The 13,411-nt window shown below is 38.1% G+C and carries 16 protein-coding genes; all 16 read right to left on the minus strand.

The features are described from left to right. Positions 1 to 48: 48 nt before the first annotated feature. The 16 genes from H561_RS0102100 to atpE all read right to left on the minus strand — a co-directional run bounded on the left by H561_RS0102100 (position 49) and on the right by atpE (position 13,392). Positions 49 to 756 carry an SDR family oxidoreductase gene (locus H561_RS0102100; RefSeq protein ID WP_027385503.1) on the minus strand — a complete coding sequence of 236 codons (708 nt, stop codon included), beginning with the start codon at positions 754 to 756 and terminating at the stop codon, positions 49 to 51. Positions 757 to 836: 80 nt separating this feature from the next. After that, on the minus strand, positions 837 to 1,712 hold the full coding sequence (locus H561_RS0102105) for a T9SS type A sorting domain-containing protein (RefSeq protein ID WP_027385504.1): 876 nt from the start codon (positions 1,710 to 1,712) through the stop codon (positions 837 to 839). A 90-nt stretch (positions 1,713 to 1,802) separates the two neighbouring features. After that, positions 1,803 to 3,188: a dipeptidase gene (locus H561_RS0102110; RefSeq protein ID WP_027385505.1), complete on the minus strand. Its 1,386-nt coding sequence runs from the start codon at positions 3,186 to 3,188 to the stop codon at positions 1,803 to 1,805. A gap of 155 nt (positions 3,189 to 3,343) precedes the next feature. Next, entirely contained in the window at positions 3,344 to 3,646 is a 303-nt protein-coding gene (locus H561_RS21925) for a hypothetical protein (RefSeq protein ID WP_034761098.1), read from the minus strand. Between the two features lie 123 nt (positions 3,647 to 3,769). Continuing rightward, positions 3,770 to 4,918, minus strand: a complete 1,149-nt coding sequence (locus tag H561_RS0102120) for a class I SAM-dependent methyltransferase (RefSeq protein WP_027385506.1) — start codon at positions 4,916 to 4,918, stop codon at positions 3,770 to 3,772. Between the two features lie 35 nt (positions 4,919 to 4,953). Further along, positions 4,954 to 5,394 (minus strand): DinB family protein, encoded by a 441-nt coding sequence (locus tag H561_RS0102125; protein ID WP_027385507.1) that lies wholly within the window; start codon positions 5,392 to 5,394, stop codon positions 4,954 to 4,956. Next, positions 5,391 to 6,545, minus strand: coding sequence for a methylmalonyl-CoA mutase family protein (locus H561_RS0102130; RefSeq protein ID WP_027385508.1), 1,155 nt, complete (start codon positions 6,543 to 6,545; stop codon positions 5,391 to 5,393). Before H561_RS0102130 ends, H561_RS0102125 begins: the two co-directional genes overlap by 4 nt. Positions 6,546 to 6,642: 97 nt before the next feature. After that, positions 6,643 to 6,999, minus strand: a complete 357-nt coding sequence (locus tag H561_RS0102135) for an FtsB family cell division protein (RefSeq protein WP_027385509.1) — start codon at positions 6,997 to 6,999, stop codon at positions 6,643 to 6,645. 1 nt (position 7,000) lies between these two features. Beyond that, positions 7,001 to 7,615: a uridine kinase gene (gene udk, locus H561_RS0102140; RefSeq protein WP_027385510.1), complete on the minus strand. Its 615-nt coding sequence runs from the start codon at positions 7,613 to 7,615 to the stop codon at positions 7,001 to 7,003. Positions 7,616 to 7,755: 140 nt separating this feature from the next. Continuing rightward, positions 7,756 to 8,061, minus strand: coding sequence for an ATP-dependent Clp protease adaptor ClpS (locus H561_RS0102145; RefSeq protein WP_034761101.1), 306 nt, complete (start codon positions 8,059 to 8,061; stop codon positions 7,756 to 7,758). A 17-nt stretch (positions 8,062 to 8,078) separates the two neighbouring features. After that, positions 8,079 to 9,437, minus strand: a complete 1,359-nt coding sequence (locus H561_RS0102150; RefSeq protein ID WP_027385512.1) for a hemolysin family protein — start codon at positions 9,435 to 9,437, stop codon at positions 8,079 to 8,081. A 104-nt stretch (positions 9,438 to 9,541) separates the two neighbouring features. Next, complete coding sequence (atpG, locus tag H561_RS0102155) at positions 9,542 to 10,405, minus strand: ATP synthase F1 subunit gamma (protein ID WP_027385513.1); 864 nt, start codon at positions 10,403 to 10,405, stop codon at positions 9,542 to 9,544. 71 nt (positions 10,406 to 10,476) lie between these two features. After that, positions 10,477 to 12,054: a F0F1 ATP synthase subunit alpha gene (atpA, locus tag H561_RS0102160; protein WP_027385514.1), complete on the minus strand. Its 1,578-nt coding sequence runs from the start codon at positions 12,052 to 12,054 to the stop codon at positions 10,477 to 10,479. 18 nt (positions 12,055 to 12,072) lie between these two features. Continuing rightward, positions 12,073 to 12,612: an ATP synthase F1 subunit delta gene (gene atpH / locus H561_RS0102165; RefSeq protein ID WP_027385515.1), complete on the minus strand. Its 540-nt coding sequence runs from the start codon at positions 12,610 to 12,612 to the stop codon at positions 12,073 to 12,075. Positions 12,613 to 12,614: 2 nt separating this feature from the next. Then, positions 12,615 to 13,112, minus strand: a complete 498-nt coding sequence (locus H561_RS0102170) for a F0F1 ATP synthase subunit B (RefSeq protein WP_027385516.1) — start codon at positions 13,110 to 13,112, stop codon at positions 12,615 to 12,617. 85 nt (positions 13,113 to 13,197) lie between these two features. After that, on the minus strand, positions 13,198 to 13,392 hold the full coding sequence (atpE, locus tag H561_RS0102175) for an ATP synthase F0 subunit C (protein ID WP_002979108.1): 195 nt from the start codon (positions 13,390 to 13,392) through the stop codon (positions 13,198 to 13,200). Positions 13,393 to 13,411: the final 19 nt, after the last annotated feature.

The following is a 13,411-nucleotide window of genomic DNA, read 5'->3' on the forward strand; positions in this document are numbered from 1 at the left end:
TGCATGCATAATACTTATGAATTTATTATTCAGCGCATTAGATGTTTTTCAGTTAGCAGGCTTAGTTGCCCTGAATTCAATCTTGCTTGGTAAAACCCTCGGATTCATTTTTAAAATATCCAGGACCAGGTTCCCCATATCTTCCGGCTGGATTTTCCAGGCATCTTTTTCTGACGGAGTATTCCCATTAAAATGAGTAGCTACGGATCCCGGCATAATAACCGTTGATTTGATATTATATTTTCTTAAATCGATCATGGCAGCCTGGGTAAAACCAACCACACCAAATTTCGAAGCATTGTATCCTGATCCGTTTTCAAAGAAATTTGCGCCTGCCAGACTGGCAATGGTGATGTAATATCCTTCCGTTTTTTTCAGTTCTTCCACAGAAGCTTTTAATGTATAAAAAACACCTGTGAGATTGGTTTCGATCATATCATTCCATTCTTCTGCCGTCAGCTGATCTACCGGTTTGAAAACGCCCAGTCCGGCATTGGCAATGACAAAATCCAGCGGCCCAAATTTTTCTTTAATCTGCTGCACAGCTTCCTCTTCACTTTCAAGGCTTCTTACATCGGAAACAATTCCCAGAACATTTTCAGAATATTGCTTCAATTCCTGCTCTGCTTTTTCCACCTCCTCTTTTTTTCTTCCTGAAAATGCCACCGAAGCCCCATTTTCAAGCAAGATCTTTGCAATTCCGAAACCAATACCCTTAGTTCCTCCGGTGATATAAGCTACTTTATTTTCTAACATATTTTTTTGGGATTTTAGTTCTTAAAAATAAGAAAAACGCTCCAATCGGAGCGTTTTATAAAGATAATATTTATCAGTAATTATTCTTTAATAATTTTTTGAATATAAACTTTGCCGTCGCTTGCTTTTACTCTCAAGATATAATTTCCTGTTGTATAAGCTGACATATTTACTTCATTAACATTTTTGTTATTAGAGATTGAAGTAACTACCCTACCGTTCATGTCATGAATTTCGATAGATTCAGATTTCAGATTATTGGCAAACTTGAACTTAAGAACGTCTTTAACAGGATTTGGATAAATCTGCAAATCTCTTGAATTGATCACTTCAGTTGTTCCTAAAGTAGCATTTTGTCCTGTAACAGTCATTACCCATCTGGCCGTTGCAAATGCAGCCAGTCCGCCTGTACCGGTTGCTGTAGGAGTCAGGATATTACAAGTTTCAGAAGAAAGATATGACGGGCCCGTTTGTGCACCAGGGTTTGTTCCCATATAAAAAGACTGTGGCGGTTCTACATCACCGTCGTGATAAACTTCCAAAACAAATGTAGAGCCTGCTGGCACACTTGCAGTCAAAGATGTACCGGTATTTACTATTGTTCCCGGACTATCAGTTGTAAGAGCAACGTTTGCGGTACCTAAAAGAGTAGCCGTTCCTGTTGGAAATGTCCCTCCCGTCCAGTTGTAAACATTTACTTCAACCGGAAATGATGAATTAGCCGTTTGAACGCCAAATGCAACATTGGTAATGTTATAAGTATAATTAATTCCGTAATCTGACAATTTGAAAACTCTGATATAAGAGTTATCTGCGGTATAACCGTTTGCCTGACTGCCACAAGCTACTGAACCTGTGGGACTAACTGTAGTAGGTGTAGAACTTTGCGTAATCACCTGTGCAAAAGTAGTTCCTGCAAATACCAATGCAGCTAAAGATGTAAAAATTTTTCGCATAATAATTTTTTTTTGTTATGTTGTAAAGATATTTTTTTTTTATGATGTAGAAAAGTTTTTTAACAAAAAAATTGTCATTTGTATTAAAGACTATTTATTTTTCGCATAATTATCAAAAAATAACGGAATACTTTCAATCCCTTTATAGAAATTGAATAATCCGTAATGTTCATTCGGAGAGTGGATGGCGTCAGAGTCCAGCCCAAATCCCATTAAAACAGATTTAGCATTCAACACCTGTTCGAACATGGCAGTAATCGGGATGCTTCCACCGCCCCTGTACGGAAGAACCTCTTTTCCGAAAGCCATTTCCATCGCCTGTTTCGCTGCTGCAAATTCTTTGGTATCAGTGGGTAATACATATGGCATTCCTCCATGGTGCGGCGTTACCTTCACTTTTACATTGTCCGGAGCGAGTTTCTTAAAATAGGCGGTGAATTTTTCTGTAATCTCTTCTGGAGTCTGATAAGGAACCAAACGCATAGAAATTTTGGCAGAAGCCTTAGAAGGAATAACTGTTTTTGCACCTTCTCCTGTGTAACCGCCCCAAATTCCGTTACAGTCTAGTGTTGGGCGAATAGATGTTCTTTCAAGCGTTGTGTAGCCTTTTTCTCCTTCAACTCCACTTAATCCGATAGATTTTTTGAACTCTTCAGGATTGTCTTTCAATTTATTCATGTCCGCTCTGTCGGCATCAGAAACTGCTTCTACATTATCATAGAATCCATCGATTGTGATATGACCGTCTTCATCGATTAATTTAGCAATCATTCTTGAAAGCACATGAATAGGGTTCGGAACTGCTCCACCATAAAGTCCGGAATGTAAATCTCTGTTTGGACCTTCAATTTCAACTTCTACATAGCTCAACCCTCTCAAACCTGTTGTAACAGTCGGTTGTTCGTTGCTATAAATGTGAGTATCAGAAATTAAAATACAGTCGCAAGATAATTTCTCTTTATTTTCATTAACAAAATCGCCTAAGCTTACTGAGCCTACTTCCTCTTCCCCTTCTAAAATAAATTTGACATTACAAGGGAGCGCATCGGTTTTCATCATGGCTTCGAAAGCTTTCAGATGCATGAAAAACTGGCCTTTATCATCTGCTGAACCTCTTGCGAAGATTGCTCCGTCAGGGTGAAGATCGGTTTTTTCAATATAAGGTTCAAAAGGAGGTTTGGTCCATAATTCCAGCGGGTCTGCGGGCTGAACATCATAATGTCCGTATACCAAGACCGTCGGCAGGCTTTTATCTAAAATTTTATCCCCATACACAATAGGATATCCCTTGGTCTGACAGACTTCTACATTATCGGCACCGGCATTTTTAAGGTATCCTGCTACAACATCTGCACATTTTAAAACGTCATTCTTATAGGCAGGATCTGCAGAAATAGAAGGGATTCTCAATAATTCAAATAATTCATCAACAAAACGCTGTTTGTTTTCATTGATGTAATTTAAGGTCTCTTGCATTCTAAAATTTTATTTTGTTAAAAGTAAAAAAAATACCTTGCGGGAACAAACAAAAAATAGAATTTTCCGAATTATATTTATCCTTAGGGAAAAGGCAGTGGCTATCAAAAAAAATATCCTGCATTTCTGCAGGATATCCTTTGTATTTTAAATAATTAGTGTTCAGCTTTCGGAGTCTGCGACCCTTCCGGTATAGGAGTAGCATCAGAATGTCTTCCGTCTTCTGCTTTATGCTCTACAGCCCCCGCAGTATCTGTTTTTACAGGCGTTTCATGCCCGTCATGTGCATCACCCCTGTATTCAGAAAGATTATCCTGCTCGCCGCTGGTCTGCTCATCGTCAGAATACCGGTCTGCTCCTTCTTCCAGCTTAATAATGTTTTTATTTCCGCCAGCCTGGATTTTTTTACAGCTTACCACAACAGCAGCAATGGCTAAACATATAACTAATTTTTTCATATGTAAAATTTATTTTTTAAAGGTCTATGGAATCGCATTATTTTAGTTTTTAACACCAGGCGATTTCATGTTTCATTTTTGATTGCCCAAAATTAAGAAATAATGCATTTTACGGCAACATTTTTAGACTGATTTTAAAATTATTTTCCCTTCTACGGATTGCGTAAAAATAAGATAGCGCGCTCCACCATCTTTCAGTCCATACTTTTTTCTAATGTGTTCCGGTGTTAAGGGATAGTTTTTTGAAATAATATTGTACTGGCTTTTCTTCTTAATTTGTTTGGCCTCAACAACTTCCGTTTCAATCACTCTTCCCGGAAAACGTTCAATCTTATGATGTGATGTATAAAGATGGGTATTGGGATGGAGCTTTTTCAGTGCAAATTTTTCTGAAATCAAATTAAAGATACCCGCTTTTAAAATGGAATGATTGGGAATATAGATAAATTTTTCCGGTTCGGAATATTCTGAGACGGCATTTTTCTCTTCTTCAAACGTAAAGCTGAAATCGGGTTCTCCGCTTTCTAAATTAATACAGTGGCATTGGATTTTATCCGGCTTACCTTCAGAAAGAAAAACAACGACCTCTTTAACGTCGTTTTTTACAGCAATGATATCGATCCTAAAAATATTCGGTAATACAGAAACAAGATACTTCAAATCAATCAGCGGTGATAGTTTGATCACTATCTGATTTGAAACAGAAAGCAGTTTCCCCTGAATTTCTAAAATATCCGGCGATAAATCTTCCAGCAGGAAAACTTTATTTTTATGGCTATCCCTCCGGGCCGGATCAAGATAAATAACATCGAAAGTTTCTTTGTTTTCCTGAAGGAAATTTTCCAGTTTCTGATGGATAAAGGTAGCATGCCGGCCTAAAACAGACCAGTTATGCCGTACTATTTCCAAAAGTTCGGCATTTTGTTCAACAAGTGTTACGTCTTTAAAATGTTGAGACAGATAATAGGCATCAATTCCAAAGCCGCTTGTCAAATCAATAAACTGTTTTCCTTTAAGAATTTCAGATTTATAATGGGCGGTTTTTTCTGAAGATGACTGCTCCAGATTAAGCTGTGGCGGAAAAATAATTCCCTCTTTAAGTAAAAACGGAAATTTTTTCTGTGCCACCTTCTTTCCTTTGATCTGCTGAACGATTTCCTGCATGGAGATTTCCGTAAACGGGGACTTTTTCAACAGTAAGGTATGCAGATCTGTATTCAGATTTGCATTGATGTATTCCTGGATTTCTTTATTCAGCAGTTTGTTTCCCACAGATTTCGCAGATTAATGTAAAGGATTTATACAATCTATCTTTTATAAAAAATATAATCCGTCAGCAGAGGTTCGATCTCGTTTTGCTTTAATAAAGAGTTGATCTGCCCTCTGTGGTAAGTGGAATGATTGACCGCCTGAAAAAGCATTTCAAAAACGGTATTTTCAAATCGTGTTCCTTTGGAATTATGATATTCTATCTTTTGGTCAAGATCCGAATTTTCAACAATTCCTATACTTTTTTGAAAATTCAAATGATTAATATCCTTTAAGTTTTCAAAAGGATTGATCTGCCAGACTTCGAAAGGGGTTTCCCCTAAAATTCGTGAGTTCCAGACCTGCTGGGCATTCAGCGTGTGATTGATTAAGCTGATTGTCTTTTCATCAACGCCGGAAATATTCTCAGAAATAACTGCAATCACCTCTTTATTGAAATGATAGGTATATTCAAACAGGTCGGTCAGTTTTTCTTTCATGATTCAAACATTTCCGCCCAACGAACGGCTTTAATCTCATTTTCGTTATAAAGTTCCGTAACTGATTTTATAACGTCTAATTTGGGATATAAATTAACACCGATCAGTTTTATTTTTCCTTCTTCTACCCATTTCTGTTCTTCAACAGCATGGTCATAGATTTTCTTCTGAATAATTCCTTGTTTTAAAAGCTCCAGATAACCTCCCGCCTCTTCGATTTCTATAAACAGAGCCCATGATTTTTCAGCCATCTGCCGCGTAACATCTTCTATGTAATAACTGCCGTTGGAAGCGTCTTCAAATACATTGATGATGCTTTCATAAGCCAAGACAATCTGCTGCTTAAAAGAGATTTCTTCAGAAATATCCGTGCTTTTATCTACCATATAATTGTTGCTGAACACCGCATCGGCACCGCCAATCATGGCAGAAGTCAGTTCCAGGGTAGAACGGATCAGATTGTTTTCCTGATCTGAAACCGCTTTGTTCCTCAATGAAGTTTCTGCAAAAATATAAGGAATCTCATCTAAGTCATATTCTTTTGAAAACTGATTGAAAACCATTTTAAAAGCTCTTAATTTTGCCATTTCGAAGAAATAATTTCCTCCGACCGCTATCCTGAAGATCAGCTTGTTTAAAATGTCAGGTCCATAGAGTTCCGTTAATTCTTTCGTTTTTGCCAGGGCAATCCCCAACTGCTGATAAATGGAGGCTCCTGCATTCTGGTGAAGGGAAATGTCGACACAGATATTTCTTCTGAACTCTTTTGCAAGTAATTCTTTTACCAGCTGATCATTAATCTCGGCTTTCTCTTCATCAAAAACATCAACTAGACAAAAATACTGGTCTTCTTCTTTCGGACTGATGTGGCCTGCCAGATCTGCATTGTTGACAAAAATTGTTTTCTGCTCAAGATTTTCAACATTATGATCCAGAAGGAATGCGAACACATCTTCTTCCAGGCTTTCATGGTACCTTGCTACCAGATGCGTGCTTTCTTCAATTTTGGGAAGGTTTACCAAAGGACCGGAAACGGAATCATAAAAAGGTTTTACTTCAATCCCTTCCAGGTTTTCTTTGGTAAGGACTGAATAAATATCTTCTGTCTTAAGCTGTTTTTTTACTAAAATTTCCCAGGCTGTATCTGACATAGTCTCGTTTTAAAATTTATGATTGGTTATTGACAGTGTATTGAATTTAAAACGGTTTTAACTGACCTGTTTAAAAGCATTCACCTTTATCTGCCAATTATTTTTTTGCAATGTTTGTACTGTCCACGACCAGGATGAAGATCTCTTCATTCGGTTTTTTCATGAAATAGTTTTCTCTTGCGTATTTTTCCTTTTCCGATTTATTATTCATCAATTTTTTATAAAACGCGTCATTTTTTTCATATTCCGTTTTATAATACTGAAGCTGGTCTTCATATTTATTGATCTCGCCGTTCAATTCGTTAATTACCAGAAAAGAGGTCTTATCAAAGAAAACCATCCAGACCAGAAATAGACCTATGGTAATGGTGTATTTATTCAGAACATACTTCTGAATCAGTTTAATGCTCTCAGATTTAGGCTGAATATCTTTAATAAGCTTATTTTCTTTCATTTTAGTGTTTTCTCAATGAATTTTTGATAACGGTTGTTAAAAAATCAATGGCTACGGAATTCTGCCTCATGTTCGGAATAATCAGATCGGCTTCATTTTTTGAAGGTTCAATAAACTCCTGATGCATCGGTTTTAAAGTAGTCTGATAGCGGTGCAGGACTTCGTTCAGGTCCCGTCCCCTTTCCTGGGTATCTCTCCTGATCCGTCTGATCAGTCTTTCATCTGAATCGGCATGCACAAAGACTTTAAGGTCAAACTCCTTTAATAATTCTTTATTGGTTAAAACCAGGATCCCTTCTACCACCAATACATTTTTAGGTTCTACCGTAACATGGTCTCCGGTTCTGGAGTGCGTAACAAAGCTGTAAACCGGCTGCTCTATGGATTCATTGTTTTTCAATGCTTTTACATGTTTCAGCATCAGTTCGAAATCTATGGACTTCGGATGGTCATAGTTTAAGGCTTCTCTTTCGGTAAGCGTTAAATTATGATTGTCGTGATAATAATTATCCTGGGAAAGGATGTTCATTCCTTCAACATCAAGCTGCTGGATAATCTTATCAACAACCGTAGTTTTGCCGGATCCGGTACCGCCGGCAATTCCTATTACAAGCATTCTTTTTTGTTTCTATATAGTTTATACAAATATACTATTTTAGATAAGATGTAACAATGGAGTTTATAAAATGTGAAGTTTTGTGAGTAATATCATCGTTGAGATAAAAAAAAGCTCCGACCGGTGGTCAGAGCTTTGTATTATATGATTTCGCTTGTCAGTTCCCGTGACAGCAATTTTTCATGCATGGGCTTCAGCAGGTCCATTGAACCTGTTTTTACGGTACATTTACCTTTGAAATGTACCAACATAGTGCATTGTTCCGCCTGTTCCAGGGTATGTTTGCATATTTCAATCAGGCAGTCAATGACATAATCAAAAGTATGAATCTCATCATTGTGTAAAACCAACTTGTACACTTCATCTGTTTCATCTAAAACCAGCACATCTTCTTCGTACTGACGTTTCGGATCTTCGTAATCTTTTATACTGTTATAAAAAATCATTGTATTGCTTCGTTAAATTAAACCTCTCCTATTTTTTCTGCCTGATCATTGATATCATTGGGTTCCTGATAGACCAGTTCAACCATCTCCACGCTTTTATTATTCATTTTCAGAATTTTGCAATGGTAGTTTTCAAGGGCGAATTCCTGATTTTCTTCCGGAATATCCTCAAGGGCATGCAGAATAAATCCGGCCAGGGTATTATACTCGCTTTCTTCCGGAAGCGGCAGTTTTTTAGGTAAGAACTCATTGATTTCATCCAAAGGCTGCGTGGCCTGGATCCAATAGGTATTCTCTCCTATTTTATCAACGATTTTCTCTTCATCGTCTTCTTCATCCTGGATTTCGCCAACCAGTTCTTCCAAAATATCTTCAAGGGTGATAATTCCTTCCGTTCCTCCAAACTCATCAATTACAATCGCCAAATGCTGCTTTTTCTGCTGGAAAATCTTCAGTAAATCGGAAATCTTCTTACTTCCGACTACGAAGAATGCATCCCGCATCAATTCTCTAAGATCATCATGGTTCAGCTCCCCTTTTCTCTTAACAAATTCCCTGATAATTTCCTTTGTGTATAAAATACCGATTATATTATCAATGGAATCGACATATACCGGAATACGCGAATATCCGCTGTCCATTATTTTATTAATAATCTCATTCACATCTTCCTCAAAATCCATAGAGGTAATGTTCTGACGGGGAACCATGATCTGCTTTGCGGAATGGTCTGTAAAATCAAAGGCATTCTTGATAATCTCATAGTTTTCCTCTTCAATTTCCCCGCTGTCTGCACTTTGCTTTACCAAAAGCTGCAATTCTTCTGTTGAGTGGATCTCCTGCTCTGAAGCTGGGTGGATCTTAACCAGTCTTAAAAAGGTATTTGACATTAGATTCATCAGCCAGATAAACGGCTTAAAAACGGTGTAAAAGACCCTCAATGGTACAGCAGTGGCCATTGTCGTAGCCTCCGCCTTCCTGATGGCTATTGATTTAGGAATAAGCTCACCGAATACAATATGCATAACGGTAATCAGTACAAAACTGGTTACCACTGAAATGGTGGTAACTGTTGTTTCAGCCAAATCAATGCGTAAAGAGCTGAAAATATTCTGAACCACATGGTGAAGGGCGCTTTCCCCAACCCAACCCAGGGCCAGCGAAGCCAGTGTAATCCCCAGCTGTGTGGCTGACAGATACTCATCAAGATGCTTGATGATATGTTCCGCCTGCTTTGCCATAGAGTTTCCCTCTGCGGCTTTGATCTGTATCTGTGAGTAACGAACTTTAACAATTGAAAATTCTGCGGCTACAAAAAAGCCATTAAGTAAAACAAGAAATAAGGCTAGCAAAAGCCTGACTATGTCCGAGTCCATTTAGAAATTAATATAAAATTTGTAATGACAAAGATAGACAAAATAAAAGTAACAAAAAAAGCATCGTGGTAGACGATGCTTTATATTTATGTTAAAATAAATTCTTACGAATTTTTCAGTGCTTCCGCTCCCGAAACGATTTCCAGGATTTCGTTTGTAATGGCAGCCTGTCTTGCTTTGTTGTAGAAGATTACCAGATCATTTTTAAGTTCCTGAGCATTATCAGTAGCTTTATGCATGGCAGTCATCCTCGCTCCGTGTTCCGATGCAACAGAATCAAGGACCGCTTTGAATACCTGAGTCTTGATTGATTTAGGAATCAGATTATCAAGGATTTCTTTTCTGTTCGGCTCAAAAATATAATCTGTTTCTACCTGAGGTTCCGTAGTTTCCGGCATAGAGATCGGAAGAAGATGCTCTGTGGTTACTTCCTGAGTCGCTGCATTGACAAATTTATTGTAAATTACATATACTTCATCAAATTTCCCTTCTCTGAAACTGGTCATTACTCCCTCGGTAACATGGGATACCGTATCAAAGTTTAAGTTATCAAAAACGGCACTTTCATTGGAGTATACTGCACGGGTTCTTCTTACAGAATCGTAAGCTTTTTTACCAATGGTAAGAACTTCAAACTCATATTGAGCTTTATTCTGAAACTGAATGTTCAGTTCTTTTACCACATTAGAGTTGAAAGCCCCCGCCAAACCTCTGTTTGAAGTAACAGCGATGAAAAGTATCTTTTTAACTTCTCTTTTCTGAGCATAGACAGAAATCTGATCAGGATCTGAACTTGAATTGACATTCTGGATAAGCTCCTGCAGTTTTTCAGAATATGGTCTTAACATTACGATTGCATCCTGTGCCTTTTTCAGTTTCGCAGCCGAAACCATTTTCATAGCACGGGTAATCTGCATCGTTGATGAAATTGACGTAATCCTGCCTCGTATTTCTTTTAAGTTTGCCATTATTTTGGTTCAAGGTTTAAGGTCTTAAGTTTAAGGTTTAAACTTTGTCTAAACCTTAAACATTGAATTTTTTAGTTATACTTAGAAGCTAAATCATTAGCAGCCTGCTTAAGAACACCTGTGATGGAATCATCGATTTTCCCGGCTTTAAGAGCAGCCATTGTCTCAGGATGCTTGGATCTTAAGAAAGCGATATATTCGATCTGGAATTCTTTTACTTTTTTAATAGGAACGTTTCTCATCAGGTTCTCGGTACCTGCATAAATCATAGCTACCTGGCTGTCTACAGGAAGCGGAGAATTTACCGGCTGCTTAAGAAGCTCCACGTTTCTTTCTCCTTTGGAGATTACTGCTAAAGTAGAAGCATCAAGGTCTGAACCGAATTTAGCAAATGCTTCCAGTTCTTTATACTGAGCCTGGTCTAACTTCAAAGTACCAGACACTTTTTTCATTGATTTGATCTGAGCGTTACCTCCTACTCTCGATACGGAAATCCCTACGTTGATCGCCGGACGCACCCCTGAGTTGAATAAGTCAGACTCCAGGAAGATCTGTCCGTCTGTAATAGAGATTACGTTCGTCGGGATATACGCAGAAACGTCACCCGCCTGAGTTTCGATAATCGGAAGTGCTGTTAACGAACCGCCTCCTTTTACTATTGGTTTTAAAGACTCAGGCAAATCATTCATCTGGCTTGCAATGGTATCATCAGCAATAACTTTTGCCGCTCTTTCCAATAATCTTGAGTGAAGATAAAAAACGTCTCCAGGATAAGCTTCACGGCCCGGTGGTCTTCTCAATAGAAGAGAAAGCTCACGGTAAGCCACCGCCTGCTTAGATAAATCATCATAAATGATCAATGCCGGTCTCCCGGTATCTCTAAAGAACTCACCGATCGAAGCTCCTGCCATTGCAGAATACACCTGCATCGGAACAGGATCTGAGGCGTTAGCTGCAACGATTACCGTATATGCCAAAGCGCCTTTATCAGAAAGCGTTTTAACGATTTGTGCTACAGTAGAAGCTTTCTGCCCGATTGCAACATATATACAATATACAGGATTTCCTGCATCAAAAAATTCTCTTTGGTTGATGATCGTATCAATGGCAACCGTGGTTTTACCCGTTTGTCTGTCACCGATGATAAGCTCTCTCTGTCCTCTTCCTACAGGGATCATAGAGTCGATCGCTACGATACCGGTCTGTAAAGGCTCGGTTACCGGCTGTCTGAAGATAACTCCGGGAGCCTTTCTTTCCAATGGCATTTCGTATAAATCTCCTGAAATAGGACCTTTACCATCGATAGGGTTACCAAGAGTATCCACTACTCTTCCTAACATGCCTTCTCCTACTTTGATAGAAGAGATTCTGTTGGTTCTTCTTACGGTATCACCTTCTCTTACCAGTTTACTTTCACCCAATAAAGCAACCCCTACGTTGTCTTCTTCAAGGTTAAGTACAATACCTTCTACATCACTAGAAAATTTCACCAACTCTCCGTATTGTACGTTTTCTAACCCGTATACACGAGCAATACCATCACCGATGGTTAAAACTGTACCTACTTCCTCAACGTTGGATTGAGTATCGAAGTTGGCCAATTGCTGTTTTAAGATCGCAGATACTTCTGCCGGATTTATTTCTGCCATTGTATGGTTGTTTTTTTCTTAATTTAAATGAAAATCTTTTTTAATACTGTTAAGCTTAGACTTTACGGAAGCATCGATCTGCTGGTCTCCGACCCTCAAAATATAACCTCCTAAGATTTCAGGTCTTACATGCACTTTCAGATCAAAATTGGAATCTGCTTTGACAAGGCTTGTAGATTTTAAAATCTGATCAAGATTTTCTTTTGAAAGCTCAGTTGCCGTCGTAAGCGTCACTCTTTCCACACCGTTGATATCTTCAACTTTATTGATGAATTCCTGTGCGATATTTTTCAGCTGGTTTTCTCTTCCCTGTCTGATCACCAGAGTAATCAGATTCTGAGAAGAAGCCGACAAGCTTTTAAATATCTCTTTCGCTACCTCTATTTTCTTTTTGCTGTCAATATAAGGCGTAAGGAAGAATTTGTTCAGATCCGGAGATTGAGACATTAACTTCACCACATCTTTCATGTCAGAAAATACAGCAGAAGTCTGACCTGATTCGTTCGTAAAATCAAGTAAACCCTGTGCGTATCTTTTAGCTACTTTAGATGTAAGCATTCTTAGTTAAGGTTTGATTTGTTTAGATAATTCTGAACTAATTCGTTTTGAGCTTCGCTGTTATCCAGCTTTTGCTTCAGGATAGATTCTGCAATGTTCACAGATAAAACACCGATCTGGGTTTTAATATCTGCCATGGCAGCATTTTTCTCTGCATTGATGGTCTGCTTCGCAGCTTCGATTAATTTATCACCTTCAGCTTTGGCAGTATCTTTAGCTTCACCTACAATTCTGTCTTTAATTTCTCTTGCTTCTTTAAGGATGGCATCTCTTTCGATTTTAGCTTCGCGAATGATTCTTTCGTTATCCTCTTTTAAAGTTTCCATTTCTTTTCTTGCCAATGTAGCCTGATTAAGAGCATCAACAATAGACGTTTCTCTGTCGTTGATAGAGTTCAAAATAGGTTTCCAGGCAAACTTACCTAACAAAAATAACAATGCTAGAAAAATAATAGTCTGGATAATAAATAATCCTGATGAAAACTGGTGAATTAATTCCATTATATAAATGTATAAATGATTACTATTTTTTCTTAAATAACCACTATCTGTAACCAACCGTTACGGATAGTGGCTTTAGTTTTAATTAGTTTACTGCGAATAGAGCAGCAAACGCAACACCTTCTACAAGGGCAGCAGCAATAAGCATAGCTGTTTGGATTTTTCCAGATTGCTCAGGTTGTCTAGCGATAGCTTCAAGAGCAGCAGCTCCGATTTTACCAAGACCGATACCTACACCTAGTACTACGATACCAGCACCTACAATTTTAGGGATTTCCATAATATATAATTTTAAAAAT

Source organism: Chryseobacterium gregarium DSM 19109 (assembly GCF_000430845.1).
Lineage (GTDB): Bacteria > Bacteroidota > Bacteroidia > Flavobacteriales > Weeksellaceae > Chryseobacterium > Chryseobacterium gregarium.

What these genes read in the sequence shown, in the direction of transcription:
- H561_RS0102110 (WP_027385505.1), bottom strand. Translation starts at nt 3,188, where the DNA reads ATGCAAGAGACCTTAAATTACATCAATGAAAACAAACAGCGTTTTGTT.
- H561_RS0102125 (WP_027385507.1), bottom strand. Translation starts at nt 5,394, where the DNA reads ATGAAAGAAAAACTGACCGACCTGTTTGAATATACCTATCATTTCAAT.
- atpA (WP_027385514.1), bottom strand. Translation starts at nt 12,054, where the DNA reads ATGGCAGAAATAAATCCGGCAGAAGTATCTGCGATCTTAAAACAGCAA.
- atpG (WP_027385513.1), bottom strand. Translation starts at nt 10,405, where the DNA reads ATGGCAAACTTAAAAGAAATACGAGGCAGGATTACGTCAATTTCATCA.
- H561_RS0102130 (WP_027385508.1), bottom strand. Translation starts at nt 6,545, where the DNA reads ATGTCAGATACAGCCTGGGAAATTTTAGTAAAAAAACAGCTTAAGACA.
- atpH (WP_027385515.1), bottom strand. Translation starts at nt 12,612, where the DNA reads ATGCTTACATCTAAAGTAGCTAAAAGATACGCACAGGGTTTACTTGAT.
- H561_RS0102100 (WP_027385503.1), bottom strand. Translation starts at nt 756, where the DNA reads ATGTTAGAAAATAAAGTAGCTTATATCACCGGAGGAACTAAGGGTATT.
- H561_RS0102150 (WP_027385512.1), bottom strand. Translation starts at nt 9,437, where the DNA reads ATGGACTCGGACATAGTCAGGCTTTTGCTAGCCTTATTTCTTGTTTTA.
- H561_RS0102145 (WP_034761101.1), bottom strand. Translation starts at nt 8,061, where the DNA reads ATGATTTTTTATAACAGTATAAAAGATTACGAAGATCCGAAACGTCAG.
- atpE (WP_002979108.1), bottom strand. Translation starts at nt 13,392, where the DNA reads ATGGAAATCCCTAAAATTGTAGGTGCTGGTATCGTAGTACTAGGTGTA.
- H561_RS21925 (WP_034761098.1), bottom strand. Translation starts at nt 3,646, where the DNA reads ATGAAAAAATTAGTTATATGTTTAGCCATTGCTGCTGTTGTGGTAAGC.
- H561_RS0102170 (WP_027385516.1), bottom strand. Translation starts at nt 13,112, where the DNA reads ATGGAATTAATTCACCAGTTTTCATCAGGATTATTTATTATCCAGACT.
- H561_RS0102105 (WP_027385504.1), bottom strand. Translation starts at nt 1,712, where the DNA reads ATGCGAAAAATTTTTACATCTTTAGCTGCATTGGTATTTGCAGGAACT.
- H561_RS0102135 (WP_027385509.1), bottom strand. Translation starts at nt 6,999, where the DNA reads ATGAAAGAAAATAAGCTTATTAAAGATATTCAGCCTAAATCTGAGAGC.
- udk (WP_027385510.1), bottom strand. Translation starts at nt 7,615, where the DNA reads ATGCTTGTAATAGGAATTGCCGGCGGTACCGGATCCGGCAAAACTACG.